Genomic DNA, 16473 nt, shown 5'->3' on the forward strand with positions numbered 1-16473 from the left:
TCCCTTCTACATTTTTTTGCGCGACAGCCATAATCCCATTAAAAACGAGCCAAAGATGAGCGCAAAAGCATTCAACAGCAAATCCCTTCCACCTGGATCAAGCACATAATAAAGATAGGCGTTGTCGGCATTATAGTAAAAATTGATGCCAATAAATAAAGCCAAAAACAGCACCGGCGAGAAATTAGCCAACCTAATTTCCAGCAGCTTGTTGCGCTCCTGCTGATTCGAACGCCTTGCTTTGCGCATATCCGTAATTAGTTCTTTCAAGCTTTCGCTAATCGGATGCCCCTCTGTCATACCAACCCGCACGATGTTAACAAAGTAATCTGCCCATACGTGGCCGAGCGTTGTGGCAAAAATACGCAAGCTCGCCTCATCGTCGCCCCGTACTGACAAGTTGCGGTATAGCTGTTCGAACGCAGACTGCATTGGGCCGAGCAGGCACTTCTCCTCAACCGCCCGCTGCAAAGCAACCCGCAGCTGCCTGCCCCCGTTCATCAGACAGCATTGGTAAAACAGCTCTACCGCCGGTAAAAAATCAATTCTCATCTGCAGCTGCCGATGAATAAGCACCATCCTTAACAATGTATAGGGGGCAGCGGCGGCGGCTCCGCCCACAAACATCATGCCCTTCACGCTGTTAAAGAAAAAAAGGCCAAAGGACATGCCTACAGTAAGCAGAATGGCTGTACAGGCAAACATTGACGACGGACTTATCGGTAGAGCGAGAGCTTCCAGCAGTTCGTCCACATGGCGGTACGGGCTTTCGTAATGCTGCTGCAGCCAACGGGCAAAGCGCAGCGGCAGCCTTCCTTCCCGGCGATAGCTGAGACGGCCGGCGCTCGACCGCTGCACAGACCAATGCCTCAGCACGGAACGGATGACGATAAAAAACGAAATAAACAGCGCCGCTGCAAGCAGACCAATAGCTGTTGTCAGCATATGTTCCCTTCTCCCCCTGCCGCTTGCAGTCTTTCTGCTGTGCGGGCAGAGTAGAGGCGAGGATAGCGCCAATCTCCCGCAGCCTCATCAAATTTCGCCCAATCTCTCACCGTTACTTGCCCTTCCGCCCACCCGAGCTCAGCGATTCGGACAATTCTGCGCCGGCCGGCGCAGTAACGCATCTCAATGCCGACCTGAGTGACGTACTCGGCGATCCGTTTCGTCAACCGCTCAGGATTCATTCCCCGGCCGTCCAGCATGCACATATCCGCAATCGCCTCCGGCACATCCTCAAGCGCATTGGCATGAACGGTTGTCATACTCCCGCTATGCCCCCGCGTACAAGCCCGCACATAAATATTCGCATCATCGTCTCTAATCTCGGCATGAACAATCCGTTCAGGCGATTGCCTCAGCGCCAGCTTAAACGCTTGCGCCGAACGATGCAAAGCATCGTCGTCGTCGATTTCGTATTCGATCGCGTTTTTGTGCGGGAAATCGCGATGCAGCATCAGTTCCCGCCGGCTTTCAATCGTAACGATCCGCTCCGTATCAGGCAGCTCTCCAATTAAGGCCTTCATCAGATGCGTCTTGCCTGAATTAGTCGGGCCAATGATGACGATATTGAATCTGGCGCGCAGAACAGCATGCAGCATTGCCAGCATGGCTTCACTCATCGTTTCGTACTCCAGGCTGCTCAGCGTGCGCAGCTCAAAGCGGTGGACCGTATAGAACCTTAGCGTCAATGTCGGATAGGCCGTAAATCCGAAGCCCGTCATCGTCACCCGCGTCCCGTCGCTCAACATAACCTCGGCCCACCGCTTGCGCGGATTGATGCGGTCATTATTATAGAGCACGAGATTTTGCTGGATGCGCACTACCTCTCGTTCCGCTTCGAAGCTGTAGGCTGACCGCTCATTGGTGCCATGGCGAACCTCGAAGATTTTGGTTCCGACGACTTGAATTTCTTCCAGCCCCTCGCGGTTCCGCAGTACAAGCTCCAGTACACTCATGCCGATCACTTCTGCAAACAACGCCTCGGCAAGCGAGCTGTATGGATGCTCGTAGCCTTCAATTGTGTGGATACGCTGACGCAGCAACCGGTCAGCAATTACAGCTAACAAATGCTCTCTGTCCTCTTTAAACCCTAGTACAGCACGGTTGAGCTGCTCATTATAATATCGCCGTTCCTCCTCCGTATCGCCTCGGGGCATGGCCAAAAAGCTGCGTATATCTTCCGCTAAACGCTCAAAATCTTGGGCGGCCGCAGCAGTAGCGGCCCCAGCCAGCTGATCTGTCCCGCTGCTGCCAGTCCGCTCATAATCGGCCAGCTTCAGCTGGGAGGAGAACTGAGCTGGGGAAAATTTTTGGTCTGCGTTCATTTACGAAATCCTCCCTCCGCGATGGGTAAGCAGCTTTTTGTACCACGGCTGAATATGCATGACCGGACGGCGCCGCAAATTGAATTGCTGAATCAACTGCCCGGCAGGGGCTTCCATCGCCTGCTTACCGTGCTCGTCATCCGCCAGCCAATCCTCCAACGCTCCGCTATCCAACTGCTTCATCAACGTATCAGTCAACTTTAACTCCCCCATATACGAGACCTCCAATTCTTTGCAAATATCCTTTACTTGATATCCCCCATACTTCCATGGAGGGTGAATAATAACGGCCTTATATGCCCGCTCTTCGATCCCGAACATCGGTGAAAGCTGCTTAATCCAGCGCTGACCGTCCTCCTGAAAATGTGTAAGTGCCGGCGTTGTCACTAAAATCCGGCTATCCGCCGACCGTAAGGAACAAATCGTAGCAGCGTTGTCCCAATAGGCGCCTACATCGGCAACGACGAGATCGAAGCTGTGGACAGCTATATCCAGCAAATGCTGAATATCCGCCGGCGAATAGTATTCCGCCTGATCGCGCATGACATTGCCATACAGCACCCGCAGCGTCTCATTCCCCTTCACCCGGTCCATGGAGCGAAGCAGCTTGTCCTCCGTTAAGGAGCCCGTCGTCAGCTCGGGGCGAAGCGAGTCAAGCGTTACCGCTCCTGCATGCTCTGCGTGCAAATAGCGATGAAGCTTGGCGCTTTTTAAATTGAGACATAGAAATCCAACCTTCGCAGAGCTCGCCTCAGCGATCCGGTAAGCAGCGGCAAAAGCCGCTACAGTAGTGCCGATATTGGGCGTCGTGCCCACAAAAGCGACCAATGAAGCCCTGTTCTTCACGGGGTTATCTCCGCCTCCTTCTTGGCCGGGCCAATATCGAGCGATTCCGGGGAATAGGCGATCACAAGCTTGCTTTCTCCCTCCTTGCACAGCGCATCCAATTGCAGCCACTGCTCTTCCGTCAAATTAAGATTAATAAAATCAATCATCCCGTTAGCATCCCGGCGCGAAGCGTACATCTGCTCGCGATCCCCGTTGGCCAGCGACAACAGATTCGGATTGCTCACATTGTCGATCTCCACATTGGCCGATGTTTTCACAGAAGCGACTGTAACCGCCTCGCCAAATAAACGCCGCGATTCCGCCTCCGGGCCCGACACATAAAGAACGACTCTGTCTCCTGCCCGAATGCCATTGGAAATGGATAGCACATACGGCTTCGGTATTTGGAAGGTCGACTGTCGGCGATCGGGCAGCAATCGGTAACGATCTACCTTCCAGTCAAGCAGCGGCTCTCCTGAGCCGAGCGGAACGACTGCTTCCATGCCGATAACAACCTCTGGGTTATCCAGCATCTCTGGTGCATAAGACGCTCTCGCTATTTGCTTCCGGCTGAGCATATCTGCCGTCAGCCGCTCCCCGGCCGCAACGAATCGCTTCGGCACAACGACGGAAATCGTTTCTTCAAACCGGATTTGCCGCAATTGCAAGACATACAGACCGTAAACAAGCAACGCTGACAAAGACGCTGCTGCGATACTGATATACAAATTGCGCTTCCTGTTCATACTGTCTCCTCCTGCTCTCTCTTGAAATGGGATAGAAAAACAAAAAAGAACGCAGCTCGGCACATGGCCAAAGCTTGCGTTCTTCGCATAGCTAATCTATTCCACAAATGTTCTGTTGCTCTTATAGTAACAGACAACCATCCTGCTGTCTACACCACAAATGGAAAATTATTGGCGATATTTCACAATCGTTCTGCCAGCAGCTCCCGCATTTACCTCGCCTGCATTCATCATGTACAATAATGAAAACGCTATCCCGGGAGGTTTCGCCATTTGAAACTGCACGTATATCAAAAAATTATCATCACATTCATCCTGCTATTACTACCATTATATTCCATAAACGTCTGGTTAAACACAATGGGACTATCTGTTATTAAGGAGGATTTATCGAATTCGATTAATGCAAACGTCCAATTTTATTCCAAACAGCTTGACGATCAGATTGCCTTTATCCGCAATTTACAGCAGCAGTTTCTGAACGACTCCGAATTGCAAAAGCTTAGTTTTTTAGGGCAACGAGTCAGCAGCTTTGACGAGATTCAATTGGTGAACCGGGTGAGAGACCGGCTTGCAACCATTACAAATTCAAGCAATTATGTACTGAATGCGGGAGTTTATTTAAAGTCTTTCGGCCGAACGATTTCAACGCAAAACGGGGTAGTCAAGCTGCCGAATAAAGAACACGAGACCATCGCCCCTTTCCTGGCACAGCCCCGTATACCGTTATTGAATTTTAGCGGCGACAGGCTTTTCTTTATTGAAACCGCCAACAACAATACAATAGTAGTGTACCTTGAGATTTCGACCGCCAAGCTGCAAGCGACGCTGGAGCAGCTTGTTCAGTACTACTCGGATTCCTACGCGCTGCTGGCCGACAGCGAATTTCTGCACATTCTCTCTTTGACGCCGGAGGACAGCATGGCTGAGCTGATCAAAGAAAATATAGCGCTGCAAAATCCGGACGCTTCTTTCGACAGCTACTTGCTCACAAAACAGGATGCCCTTACCGGCAAGCCGCAAGGCAGTTACCGCATCACCTACAGCCGCATAAGCAATCTTGGTCTGACAGTCTATACCAGTATTAACGAAAGCGAGCTGACAAAGCCTTTAAAGAAATTCAATGTCTGGTTTTTCATCTTATTGGCAGCATCGCTCATCGTCATTCTCATCTTTTCATTCTCAGTCAATTGGATGATTCACAAACCGCTTAAAAAGCTGATTCAGGCGTTCCGCGTGTTGGAAACGGATAAATTGAATGCCATGGTCCGCCCTAACAATGTCAACGAGTTCGGGTATTTGTACCGCAGCTTTGATCGAATGGTTGAGAAGCTGAAAGACTCGATTCAGGAAAATTATGAACAAAAAATTAGCCTGCAGCATGCTGAGCTGAAGCAGCTGCAATCGCAAATCAACCCTCATTTTTTGTATAACAGCTTTTTTAATATTTATATGATCTGCAAAAGCGGCGATACGGACAGTGCTGCTCTGCTCGCCCAAAAGCTGGGCAGCTACTATCAGTTTATCACGCGTTCCAGCAAGGATGAAGCTCCGCTCTCCCAGGAATACCAACATGCGCTCGATTATTGCGAAATCCAGGGCATCCGCTTCTCGAACCGGATTGAAGTGGAAGCCGAACAGCTGCCGGAGAAAAGCAAGCCGCTTATGGTGCCGCGAATCATTATCCAGCCGGTCGTGGAGAATGCGTTCGAGCATGCCTTTGAAAACGGAATGAAGCGCGGCCATGTTAAAGTAAGCGTTGCGTTCGGCGGAGAGAATGAGCAATTGCTGCGCATTACTGTCGAGGATGACGGCGACGCTTTGACCGACGAGGCACTGGAAACCTTGCAGCAGAAGCTGGCAAATGACGAGCATGTACAGGAGAAAACAGGGCTGATCAATGTTTGCCGCCGTATGCGGCTCAAATATGGGCAGGGCAGCGGCGTGTTCGTTTCTCGCGGAGCCATGGGCGGGCTAAAGGCGGAAATCATCATTCATTTTAAAGGATATGGAGGCTGATCTAGTTATGTACAGACTTTTAATTGTCGATGACGAGCCGGCCATTGTCGATGGCTTGGTACAGCAATTTCAAGAACTGCCGGAACTGGAGCTGGATGTGTGTAAAGCGTACTCGGCTCACGAGGCGCTCGCTATTGTCAAGGCGACAAAGATCGATCTGGTCGTTAGCGATATTCGGATGCCGGGCAAGAGCGGCTTGCAGCTCGCCGACGATATTTCATTTTACTGGCCGGCCTGCCGGATTGTGCTGCTGTCGGGATACAGCGAATTTGAATACGTCTATTCCGCGATCCAAAAAAATGTAGATCACTATATTTTGAAGACAGAAGGGACAGAGGCCATCGTTGCAGCTGTCAGGTCCTCGGCGGCCAAGCTCACTGAGGAGCAGCGCCGGCAGGCGGTGCTGGAACGCGCCGAGCAGCAAATTACGGCAGCAGAACCGCTGCTGAAAAAGCAGTTTTTTGAAGCCATTCTGCTCGGTGAGCATGCATCGGACATCCGCCGCAGCGGCACATTTGCCGATCTGCCGCTGCGGCTGGATGACAGCAGACCGCTTCTGCTTGTCGTCGGCAAAGCGGATCTGGACGGGCGCGGAGAGAGCTACACGGAAAAGCTGAAGCTGTTCTATTCCGTTCAGGAAGTATTTGAGCGCCATTTGCCTTCGATGTTTACAGCCGAGCACGTCGTACACGACCACTCGCTGCTTGTTTGGTTTATACAGCCGGCGTGCGACAAGGGTGAGAAATTTACAGGCGCAGACGGTGAAATGAATTGGCGGGACGTTACGACTTACTTGAAGGGCGTGCTGGAGCCTGTACAGAACGAGTGCAGCAGCACACTTGGCACGGCAATATCGTTCGCTTTAGATCGCGGCGAGATCGAATGGAACGAGCTCGGCGCACATTTCGAGCAATTAAAATTTTCCCTTAAACAGCATGCTGCATTCGGCCAGCCCATGGCGGTTATCGATCTCGGAATGCAAGACGGACTATGGAAGGCGGATGCAGCGCGTCCGGCGCAAGCCACCGGAACTTTTAACCAAAAGCTGGGGCTGCTCACCAAAAAGCTGGAATCAGGAGCTGAAGCCGATGCAGCTATGCTGACCGAAGAATTGCTGGCGGGTATCCGCAGCGACTTGGCGGCCAATTATTTACTGGGAATGGAGCGTTATTATACTTTGCTGCTGGCCTTCATCGGCCAGATGGAGGACCTTCATACAGCCAGCCTTCCGGTGATAGAACTGCCCGTTGAATGGCATACCGCTCAGCAGAAATTTTCCGGGCTAGCAGAAACGATATGCCGGGAGAAGAAGGCCCGCATCGAGAAAGGCGAGCATCTGCTTGTAGAACGCATCCATCAGTATATCGACGAGCATCTTGGCGGAGATTTGTCGCTGGCGCGGATTGCCGAGGCTGTCTATTTTAACCCGTCGTATCTTTCCCGCTTCTATAAGCAGCTGACAGGACGAAATATTTCTGAAGCGATCAATACGGCAAAATCCGCTGCGGCCCAGACGATGCTGGGCGACACTTCCCTGAAGGTAAACGAGATTGCCCTTAAGCTCGGCTTCGAATCGCCGTCCTATTTTACGGCCTTCTTCCGCAAAATGACCGGCAGCACGCCGCAGGAATTTCGCGAAAATTTATTTAGGTAAACAAAACAGAAGCAAGTAAAGATGTTTATATTGTTGGACAATAGCCGCAAGTTTTAAGATAAAAATGTAAAGCGCTTTATTTATAATTCAACTCAGTATACAAGATGGGGGCGAACAGTATGGCTAAGAAATGGGCGTATCTCTTGCTAAGTGCTACATTCATCCTGACGACAGCTGCATGCGGAAACAGCAATGAGAAAAAGCCGGAAGAACCGCCAAAACAAACCAATACAACAGACAAAGGAGAGCAAACCGGCAATAACGACAGCGGCAAAACAGACGAAAAAGCCGATCCGCTCGGCAAGTACAGTGAGACGGTGACAGTAAAGCAAGTGCTCGGTTTTGCACCGCCGGAAGATGCGAAAACGCCTTCAGGCATCACTCCGGATCAAAATGCGTATTTGAAGGACCTGAAAGAAAAGCTCAACATTGATGTGAAATATATGTGGACGGTTCCTTCCGACCAGTTCGAGCAAAAGTTTTCGCTCACGATTGCTTCCGGCGATTTGCCGGATGTGATGGATATCGATATGCGCAACTTTGAAAAATTCAAAGCTCAGGGCGTGCTGGCAGATCTTACGGAAGCGTATGAGAAATATGCCTCCCCTACCTTGCGCAAATTTATGGAATCTGACGGCGGGCAAGCGATGAAAACACTGTCTCAGGACGGCAAGCTTTACGGCATCCCTGGTTTTGAGGAACCGTTCCTGTCGACACAAATTATGTGGATTCGCTCAGACTGGCTGAAAAAAGTAAATATGGAAGCGCCGAAAACAATTGATGAATTGGAAAAGGTTACGGAAGCGTTTGTCAAAAACAAGCTCGGAGGCAGCGACACGTACGGCATCGGCATTTCCAAAGCCGTCATATCCTGGGGCTTTGATGCGCGCGGTTTCTTCAACGGCTTCAATTCCTATCCGGGCGGCTGGATCAAGGATAGCGAGGGCAAGCTTGCAGCCGGCGAAATCCAGCCGGAGACAAAAGCGGCTCTGGAGCGGATGCAAAGCTGGTATAGCAAAGGCATTCTCGATAAGGAGTTCGCTTTGAAGGACGACAACAAAGTTGTGGAAGATATCGTTGCCGGCAAGGTGGGAGTCGTCTACGGCGAATGGTGGTACCCGAACTGGCCGCTCAATATGAATCGCGACAAAGATCCTGAGGCGGACTGGATTGCCGTCCAGCTTCCAGGCATCGATGGCAAGCCGGGCAAATCGCTCGTGCCGAAAGTACGGATGGGTCACATCGTAACCGTAAACAGCAAATTCAGCAATCCGGAAGCCGCGATCAAAATGATCAATTTCTATATCGACATGAACTCAAAAGCTTACTATGACACAAATAAAGCGGAAAACGGCTATGTATACAACTGGTTCGTGCCGCGAATCTACAATCCGGTTGAAATGGAAACGATCTATACCGAGGTCGGAAAAGCGCTCGACAATAAAGCTGATACGGTCAGCGAAGATGTCCCTTATTATATCAACATCCAGAAACCGCTCGACGCAGCCAAAAAGTTTTTGGATGGCGACAAAAGCGGCTGGGGACTGTATATGAGCCGCGTAGCTCCCGATGGCGGCTGGGGCTTGACGCGCAAAATCCGCGACAACCAAGATTTTGTCTGGAATGAGTTTTATGGCAACGCAACGGAAACGATGGTCGAGAAGGGGGCCCAGCTTGATAAGCTGCTCAGCGAAACCTTCACGAAAATTGTGATGGGCGCGCCGATCAGCGAGTTCGATAAATACGTGGAAAGTTGGAAAGCCCTTGGCGGCGACGATATTACCGAAGAAGTAAACGAATGGTACGCTAGCGTAGAGAAATAACGATATCGAGCAGAAACGGAGGAGAGGCGCGCTTTAAGCTCCTCTCCCCCTCTTCTTCATAGGGAGGTTTCGCGCATGAGAAGCAGCAATACGATAAAAAAACGGAGCTTCCGCTGGGAGCTGCCTTTCCACTTGATGCTTATACCAGGGGTACTTGTAACGCTGATCTATGCTTATGGACCGATGTTTGGCATCGTGATGGCTTTTCAAAAATTCGATCCGGTTCTAAGCTTCTGGAAATCGAAATTCGTCGGATGGAAAAACTTCCGTTATATATTTCACCTTCCTGAATTCAATCAAGTCATGTGGAATACAGTCGTCATTTCAGTGCTGAAAATCGGTTTCGGGCTGCTTGTGCCGCTCGTATTGGCCATTCTCTTGAATGAACTGACGAAGAACTGGTTTAAGCGCATTGTGCAAACAAGCATTTTTTTGCCTTTCTTCCTGTCTTGGACCGTACTCGGCGGCGTGCTGCTGGAGCTTTTTATGCTCAAAGGCCCCGTTAACGGGCTATTGTCGGCATTCGGCATCGAACCAATCATGTTCATGGGCGACGGCAGCTGGTTCCGGGCGATTATTGTCGGCTCCGATGTCTGGAAAGGGATGGGTTACAACATGATTATCTTTCTGGCGGCCATCGTCGGCATCAATGCGAATTTGTATGAAGCGGCAGAGGTTGATGGCGCAGGCAAATGGAAGCAGCTGATCCATATTACATTGCCCGGCATGATGCCGATCATTATTTTGCTGACAACATTAAGTCTCGGCAATATTTTAAATGCAGGCTTTGATCAGATCCTTATTTTATATAATCCCATTGTATATGAGCAGGGCGATGTCATCGACACCTTCGTCTACCGTCTTGGCATCTTCAGCCAGCAGTATGCGCCGGCAGCCGCTATCGGGCTGTTCAAATCCGCCATTTCACTGGGACTGGTCGGCATCTCTTACTTTCTGGCGTACAGGTTCAGCAATTACCGCATCTTTTAACGGCAAGGAGGAGCGCACGTGGTTTACAAAGCATCATTTAGCAGGAAGCTGTTTATCTTCGTAAACGTGATCGTCCTGGTTTCGGTTACGCTTCTCGGCATATTGCCGTTTATTCATCTGCTGGCTGTCAGCTTGAGCTCGAATGTGGCGGCTATGGCGGCAGAAGTCAAGCTGTGGCCGGTCGGCTTCACGCTCGAAGCCTATCATTATTTATCGCAGAAGGTGGAATTTCTCCGCTCGATCAAAGTGTCATTGGAACGGGTTGTGCTGGGCACCGCGCTCAATATGGTGCTAGTCGTGATAACAGCCTACCCCCTTTCCAAAAGCAATGAACATTTCCGTTTCCGCACCACTTATGTCTGGTTTTTCGCGATTACGATGTTTTTTGGCGGCGGGCTGATTCCAAGCTATATTGTCATTAAGGAAACCGGGCTGTTAAACTCGATTTGGGCACTCGTTCTGCCCGGAGCGCTCAATGTATGGTATACCGTAATGATGCTCAATTTTTTCCGCAACATTCCTAAGGAGATGGAAGAAGCGGCCACGATCGACGGAGCCAGCCAATGGTCGATTTTGTGGAAAGTCTATTTGCCGGTTTCTCTGCCTTCGATTGCTACCATTGTTCTCTTTACGGTCGTTGGTCACTGGAACTCGTGGTTTGACGGTATTTTATATATGAATTCACCGGAAAAATATCCGCTGCAAAGCTATTTATCGACACTTGTTACTTCCATCAACAAGAAAGCGATTTCACTCGATGACTTGAAGGCGCTGGAAAATGTCAGTGAAAAAACGCTGCGCACTGCCCAAATCTTCCTCGGCGCGCTGCCGATTATGCTCGTGTATCCTTTCCTGCAGCGATATTTTATGAAAGGAATTACGGTGGGCAGCGTCAAAGAATAAAAGCAGGAACGTAACGTCCAAGAAACCAAGGAGCTGACGAAATGCAAAAAGTAAAAGTGGCACTCATCGGGGCCGGGCTGCGCGGGCAAAACTATACCAACTTTGCACTGGAGCATCCGGAGGAAATGCAGCTTGTAGCCGTGGCCGATCCGAACAGGGACCGTGTGGAAATGCTAAAACAACGGCATGGCATCGATGAAACGATGTGTTTTACGGATTGGCGCGATTTGCTTGCCCGGCCGAAGCTGGCCGATGCCGTGCTGATCTGCACACAGGACAAGATGCACTTTGAGCCGACGATGGCTGCGCTGGATGCGGGCTACCACGTACTGTTGGAAAAGCCGATGTCGCCCGATCCGCAGGAATGCGTCGTCATGGGCGCAAAAGCTGAGCGCGCCGGGCTCATTTTCTCCATCTGCCATGTGCTGCGCTATACTAACTTTTTCGGCACGATCAAGCGGCTGCTCGAGGAAGGCGCTATCGGTCGGCTAATGTCGATCCAGCACAATGAAAACGTCGGCTACTGGCATCAGGCGCACAGCTTTGTACGCGGCAATTGGAGCAACACAGCAGCGTCAAGCCCGATGATACTTGGAAAATCCTGTCACGACATGGACATACTGCTTTGGCTGGCCGGCGCCGATTGCGCCCGCATCTCCTCCTTCGGGACGTTATCGCATTTCACGGCCGATAACGCTCCGGCAGGAGCGCCAAAACGCTGTACAGACGGCTGCCCTGCCGCCGACACCTGTCTCTATTATGCACCGGATGTCTATTTAACCGAGCAGGCCGGCTGGATGGCACTGGCGATCAGCGACGATCCGAGCCGGGAGGCGCGCCTGAAGGCGCTGGAGGAAGGCCCGTACGGCCGCTGCGTCTACCACTGCAGCAACGATGTCGTCGATCATCAGGTAGTCAATATGCTGTTTGACAATGAGGTGACTGCCGCATTTACTATGAGCGCCTTTACCCAGGAATGCAGCCGCACAATCAAGCTGATGGGCACACGCGGCGAAATTCGCGGTGCGATGGAAAAGAACGAAATCGAACTTATTCGTTTCGGCGGCAGCGAGCCCGAACGAATTGCCCTGGAAGCTGCCGGCGGTCATGTCGGCCATGGCGGAGGGGATTACGGGCTGATGCGCGACTTTCTGAAGCTGGTGCAGGATGGCGGGCAGCAGGAGAGCCTGACCTCTGCCGCCAAGTCCGTGCAAAGCCATCTGATGGCATTTGCAGCCGAGGAGTCCAGAATGGCGGGCCGCGTAGTCGATATGCGCGAATTCGCCGCTTCGTTTAGCGGTTCATGAACTCATGAACAAAAAGCACACTAGCCCGGCGCTAAGGCCATGCTAGTGTGCTTTTCCCTACTCTATACACTTACTCAGTTTGCGGAACTGCTGCCTTGTTTTTTTCTTTCTCCCCTTTGCCCGGCACCAGCAATCGGGCATTGCCCATAAACAAGATTGCCACAAAGGCCAGCGAAGCTGGCAAAAGTGCCCACATAAACATCGTGGAGATTGACGATGAGAGCGAATCGACGATTTTATCCATAATTTCCGGCGGAATCTTCGCTCTCTTTTCCGGTGTCAGCATTTCCTTAACATCGCCAAAAGAACCGCCCGGCGCCCCGGCCGCCATTCCCGCACCGCCAAAGGCGTCTGCCATCTTGCCGCTCAGCAGGTTGCGCTGAACAATGCCAAACACAGTCAAACCGACTGTCATGCCAAGCGAGCGGACGAAGGCGAGCGTCGAGTTGGCCGAACCGCGCTGCCGCATATCAAAGTGGTGAATGCCCGCCATCCCGAGCACCGAGAACGAGAAGCCCACGCCGAAGCCGGCAACGGCCATATAGACGGACAATAGCCAGCGCGGCGTATCGGGGGTAATCGTCGCAAGCAGGAAGGTTCCCAGAATAAAAACAATTCCGGAGAAAATCATAATGTTGCGATAAGACGTACGCGCCGATAAAATACCGCCCATCTGCGCAGCAACTACCGATGCCAGCGTCATTGGCAGCAGAATAAGACCGGAGTTGGTTGCCGAACCACCCGTAACGCCCTGCACATACATCGGAATATACATCGCGAATGTAATAAAGGCTGCGCCATATAGCAAACCTGTCATTGTACTGGCCGCAAATAATCGTTTGCGGAACATCGAGTAGGAAATGATCGGCTCAGCCGCCCTTGTCTCGATGAATAAGAAGAAGATAAGCAGCACAGCCGCTGCAATGAACAAACCAAGTATGACGGCAGAATCCCAGGCGTATTCTTGACCGCCAAGCTCAAGCGCGAACATCAGGCAGATGACCGCGCCGACAAGCGTAGTCGCTCCCCACCAGTCAATGCGCTGTTTGGAATGCTCCATCGACTCTTTGTAGTTAAAGTATACAAGCGCCAGAGCGATCAAACCGATCGGCAGATTAATGTAGAAAATCCAGCGCCATTCAATATGATCGGTAATATAAGCGCCGACCAGCGGGCCGAACAGGCTCGAGGTGCCAAAGACCGCACCGAACAATCCGCCCATTTTGCCGCGTTTTTCCGGGGGAAACACGTCGAACACGATCGTAAAGGCAATCGGTACAAGCGCTCCGCCGCCGATGCCCTGAATGGCGCGATAAATACTCAGCTCAACGATGCTTGTTGCTGTGCCGCATAGTACAGAACCGAGCAAAAACATGAAAATGCCAAATACGAAAAATCGCTTCCGCCCATACATATCCGACAATTTGCCGAAAATCGGCATGGCCGCCATTTCCGTCACCAGGTAGGCCGAGGTCACCCATACATATTTGTCGATGCCGCCTAGCTCGCCGACGATCGTCCCCATTGCAGTAGCAACAATCGTATTATCGATCGAGGCTACAAAAATGCCTAATAGCAGACCAGCAACAACGAACCCGAGCCTGCTTTGTTGTTGAACCATCATCCTCGTTGACTCCTTCTTTACCGGATTGAGACTAAATGCTATAGTGATGGCGCACAATTGCGCTCTTGTTTTGTTTGAATGTTTTGCGATATTCGACCATCCCGATTTGACAGCCGGGTCCAATAACGACATGGTCGCCTCTGACCAGCTTGGCATGGGTGTACTCGATATAGATATCATCGCCTTCGATGATTTCCGCTGTCAGCTCCTGCTTTCCTTGGGCGGTAAACCACTGGGTCAATCCCTTCCACCTGCTAAGCCGGACTTGAATCTGTCTGCCGCCAATTTCCTTTACCCAGCTTGGGCCGTATAAACGTATCGCCAGCTGCTCCACATTGAGCATGCCGCCGATGCTGCATGCCCCATGCACCCTCAATTGCTCCGCCTCGCAGCTTCCGGCAGCCTCCAGCATACCACGAACCAGCAGCTGTTCGCCACGCAAATTGCCGCGAATTTTCAGCTCTCCCATCACCTTCATCCGCCGGGCAGCCAAATTTCCCTGCAGCGCCACTTCTCCCTGCTGCCGAAATTCCAGCGTCGTTAATGAGCCGTTAATTTTGCTATTGCCGGTGCATTTGAAGCTATTCGCCTCCAGACTTCCATCCAGCTGCGCTTCTCCGATTATGGATATGTTGTTATAGCTGCCGCCTGTTCCTTGGCCTGTTCCGATTATTTTCAAATTGCCGGCTGTTGTCGATGTCATACCGCCGCCTCCTTCGATGGCTAGTATTGGATTTTCTCCGCTACTTTAGCATTAGGATGAATAATAAGCTCGGTTCGATACTCTACGCGGCCGATGCTGCAATCCGCTCCGATCATAATCCGATTGCCGCGCACGACTTTGGCGCTCGTAGCCTCAAGCTGCACTTCATCCCCTTCTATAACGGCCGCCGTCAAATGAGGATTAAAGGATGGTATGAGCCATTTCAGCCACTTGCTCCATGTCTGCTTGTCGCTCTTGCTGACCCGTATCCGCTCAGCGCCTATTTCGACCGCTTCGCCTGGCCCGTGCAAAATGATATCTATCTCGCCGGCATTCAGCATGCCGGTAATTTCAAAACTGCCCCGCGCGGTAAAAAACTCCGCTTCGCAGTCGCCCTGCAGCTTCATAATTCCTGACAGCTTGACCTGATCGCACTCCAGCTTGCCGCTAACTTTAATATGACCTTCAATCGCAGCCACTGCAGCAACCAGATTACCCTGCACAGACATTTTCCCGTTGAGATCGAGATGCTCTGCCGCAATCTCTCCGCGAATCGTAGCGACGCCATTTATAACCGCTTGCTCGCACTGCAGTCCGCCGTCAACTTTGCCTACCCCATCAATGGTGACATGCCTAAAGCTTCCGCCTGATGCGCCCCCAACGCCAATAATTTTCAAATCAGGGCGAGTATCTCCCGTCATCCAGCATTCCCCCTCCTCACGAATGGAGCTATGCCTCGTCGTCTAAGCCGGCCATTTTCAACCGCCAACTTGGAAGCATAACCTAAGACAGCTTCAATTTCAACTTTTCCATGCTCTCCATTAGCGAAATCCGTGCAACAATTTTTGCCTGCTCATCACTATAAAACTCGCTGGCTGACGCGATCAGCATGAAAAATGCAACTCCGAGCTTGCGAACAAAAACAAGATCACTGCTTCTGCCTTCAAACTTCTCAAAATGACTGCGCAGCGTCCGTATTAACTGCTCGCCCTCATCCAGGCTCATCTCCCCGGTTTGCAGCAGCCGGTCCGCAACATACATGTAAAGCATTGCTTCGAAAGAATAGTCCGCCGAAGCCGGCTGCGCTGCTGCGACAGCGCCCAGACGCTCCATCGCAACCGCTGTAACAATGTTACGGCGAACAATTTCCTCCCGCGGCAAATGCAAATCGTACAGCACTGGCGATAGCTTGCCTGCCAGCTCATCCAGAGAAAGCTCATCCTTCATCGCAATAATTTTACTGACCCTGGACAAAATCTCGCCTTTAGGGAAATAGGTTTCCTGGCCTGTAAATGTTGATTTGCGGATAAACCACTCCTCCGGAATGAGCTTCTTCCGTTTCCAACGATATAGCTGGCCGTAAGATATACCGGTCGCTTCCAGCAGCTCTTTCTTGGAAATTAGTTCAGTATCCATGCCAATCTCCTCCACTAACCCAAACGTAACATAACATTGTTACGCTATAAATAAAAAAATTTTTCCCGCCAGCTATTCATCAGTATACGCAGCTATTTCCTAAATCAACAGCGTCGGCGGATGTAAAATAAAC

At 51.2% G+C, this 16473-nt stretch carries 14 protein-coding genes; 6 read left to right on the forward strand and 8 right to left on the reverse strand.

Going from position 1 to position 16473, the window contains the following annotated elements:
• Positions 1–6 precede the first annotated feature (6 nt).
• The 4 genes from ACFQ0N_RS29015 to ACFQ0N_RS29030 are packed head-to-tail and all read right to left on the reverse strand — an operon-like array spanning position 7 to position 3901.
• Positions 7–945 carry a type II secretion system F family protein gene (locus tag ACFQ0N_RS29015; protein ID WP_379333024.1) on the reverse strand — a complete coding sequence of 313 codons (939 nt, stop codon included), beginning with the start codon at positions 943–945 and terminating at the stop codon, positions 7–9.
• Entirely contained in the window at positions 939–2327 is a 1389-nt protein-coding gene (locus tag ACFQ0N_RS29020) for an ATPase, T2SS/T4P/T4SS family (protein ID WP_379333026.1), read from the reverse strand. The genes ACFQ0N_RS29015 and ACFQ0N_RS29020 overlap by 7 nt, the downstream gene beginning before the upstream one ends.
• Positions 2328–3173 (reverse strand): P-loop NTPase family protein, encoded by an 846-nt coding sequence (locus ACFQ0N_RS29025; protein ID WP_379333028.1) that lies wholly within the window; start codon positions 3171–3173, stop codon positions 2328–2330.
• Positions 3170–3901, reverse strand: coding sequence for an SAF domain-containing protein (locus ACFQ0N_RS29030; protein WP_379333030.1), 732 nt, complete (start codon positions 3899–3901; stop codon positions 3170–3172). Before ACFQ0N_RS29030 ends, ACFQ0N_RS29025 begins: the two co-directional genes overlap by 4 nt.
• 273 nt (positions 3902–4174) lie before the next feature.
• Between ACFQ0N_RS29030 and ACFQ0N_RS29035 the strand changes: the two genes are divergently transcribed.
• From ACFQ0N_RS29035 to ACFQ0N_RS29060, 6 genes are all read left to right on the forward strand, one after another.
• The gene (locus ACFQ0N_RS29035) at positions 4175–5920 is read left to right on the forward strand and encodes a sensor histidine kinase (protein ID WP_379333032.1); all 1746 of its coding nucleotides are present in this window, start codon (positions 4175–4177) and stop codon (positions 5918–5920) included.
• 7 nt (positions 5921–5927) lie between these two features.
• Positions 5928–7574 carry a response regulator transcription factor gene (locus tag ACFQ0N_RS29040; RefSeq protein ID WP_379333034.1) on the forward strand — a complete coding sequence of 549 codons (1647 nt, stop codon included), beginning with the start codon at positions 5928–5930 and terminating at the stop codon, positions 7572–7574.
• 119 nt (positions 7575–7693) lie between these two features.
• Positions 7694–9397: an extracellular solute-binding protein gene (locus ACFQ0N_RS29045; RefSeq protein WP_379333036.1), complete on the forward strand. Its 1704-nt coding sequence runs from the start codon at positions 7694–7696 to the stop codon at positions 9395–9397.
• Positions 9398–9472: 75 nt separating this feature from the next.
• Positions 9473–10387, forward strand: coding sequence for an ABC transporter permease (locus ACFQ0N_RS29050; protein ID WP_379333038.1), 915 nt, complete (start codon positions 9473–9475; stop codon positions 10385–10387).
• Between the two features lie 18 nt (positions 10388–10405).
• On the forward strand, positions 10406–11290 hold the full coding sequence (locus tag ACFQ0N_RS29055) for a carbohydrate ABC transporter permease (protein ID WP_379333040.1): 885 nt from the start codon (positions 10406–10408) through the stop codon (positions 11288–11290).
• A 41-nt stretch (positions 11291–11331) separates the two neighbouring features.
• The gene (locus tag ACFQ0N_RS29060; RefSeq protein ID WP_379333042.1) at positions 11332–12597 is read left to right on the forward strand and encodes a Gfo/Idh/MocA family protein; all 1266 of its coding nucleotides are present in this window, start codon (positions 11332–11334) and stop codon (positions 12595–12597) included.
• Positions 12598–12667: 70 nt separating this feature from the next.
• On the opposite strand, the gene ACFQ0N_RS29065 is transcribed toward ACFQ0N_RS29060, so the two are convergent.
• The 4 genes from ACFQ0N_RS29065 to ACFQ0N_RS29080 all read right to left on the reverse strand — a co-directional run bounded on the left by ACFQ0N_RS29065 (position 12668) and on the right by ACFQ0N_RS29080 (position 16340).
• Positions 12668–14218 carry an MDR family MFS transporter gene (locus ACFQ0N_RS29065; RefSeq protein WP_379333239.1) on the reverse strand — a complete coding sequence of 517 codons (1551 nt, stop codon included), beginning with the start codon at positions 14216–14218 and terminating at the stop codon, positions 12668–12670.
• 34 nt (positions 14219–14252) lie between these two features.
• Positions 14253–14924, reverse strand: coding sequence for a bactofilin (locus tag ACFQ0N_RS29070; protein ID WP_379333044.1), 672 nt, complete (start codon positions 14922–14924; stop codon positions 14253–14255).
• A 20-nt stretch (positions 14925–14944) separates the two neighbouring features.
• Positions 14945–15625: a bactofilin family protein gene (locus ACFQ0N_RS29075; protein WP_379333047.1), complete on the reverse strand. Its 681-nt coding sequence runs from the start codon at positions 15623–15625 to the stop codon at positions 14945–14947.
• 82 nt (positions 15626–15707) lie between these two features.
• Complete coding sequence (locus ACFQ0N_RS29080; protein ID WP_379333049.1) at positions 15708–16340, reverse strand: YhbD family protein; 633 nt, start codon at positions 16338–16340, stop codon at positions 15708–15710.
• Positions 16341–16473: the final 133 nt, after the last annotated feature.

This window comes from Paenibacillus sp. GCM10027626 (genome assembly GCF_042676285.1).
GTDB lineage: Bacteria > Bacillota > Bacilli > Paenibacillales > Paenibacillaceae > Paenibacillus_Z.

Coding starts and splice junctions, on each gene's coding strand:
- ACFQ0N_RS29015 (WP_379333024.1), bottom strand. CDS start 945: ATGCTGACAACAGCTATTGGTCTGCTTGCAGCGGCGCTGTTTATTTCG.
- ACFQ0N_RS29020 (WP_379333026.1), bottom strand. CDS start 2,327: ATGAACGCAGACCAAAAATTTTCCCCAGCTCAGTTCTCCTCCCAGCTG.
- ACFQ0N_RS29065 (WP_379333239.1), bottom strand. CDS start 14,218: ATGGTTCAACAACAAAGCAGGCTCGGGTTCGTTGTTGCTGGTCTGCTA.
- ACFQ0N_RS29060 (WP_379333042.1), top strand. CDS start 11,332: ATGCAAAAAGTAAAAGTGGCACTCATCGGGGCCGGGCTGCGCGGGCAA.
- ACFQ0N_RS29040 (WP_379333034.1), top strand. CDS start 5,928: ATGTACAGACTTTTAATTGTCGATGACGAGCCGGCCATTGTCGATGGC.
- ACFQ0N_RS29070 (WP_379333044.1), bottom strand. CDS start 14,924: ATGACATCGACAACAGCCGGCAATTTGAAAATAATCGGAACAGGCCAA.
- ACFQ0N_RS29030 (WP_379333030.1), bottom strand. CDS start 3,901: ATGAACAGGAAGCGCAATTTGTATATCAGTATCGCAGCAGCGTCTTTG.
- ACFQ0N_RS29045 (WP_379333036.1), top strand. CDS start 7,694: ATGGCTAAGAAATGGGCGTATCTCTTGCTAAGTGCTACATTCATCCTG.
- ACFQ0N_RS29050 (WP_379333038.1), top strand. CDS start 9,473: ATGAGAAGCAGCAATACGATAAAAAAACGGAGCTTCCGCTGGGAGCTG.
- ACFQ0N_RS29075 (WP_379333047.1), bottom strand. CDS start 15,625: ATGACGGGAGATACTCGCCCTGATTTGAAAATTATTGGCGTTGGGGGC.
- ACFQ0N_RS29080 (WP_379333049.1), bottom strand. CDS start 16,340: ATGGATACTGAACTAATTTCCAAGAAAGAGCTGCTGGAAGCGACCGGT.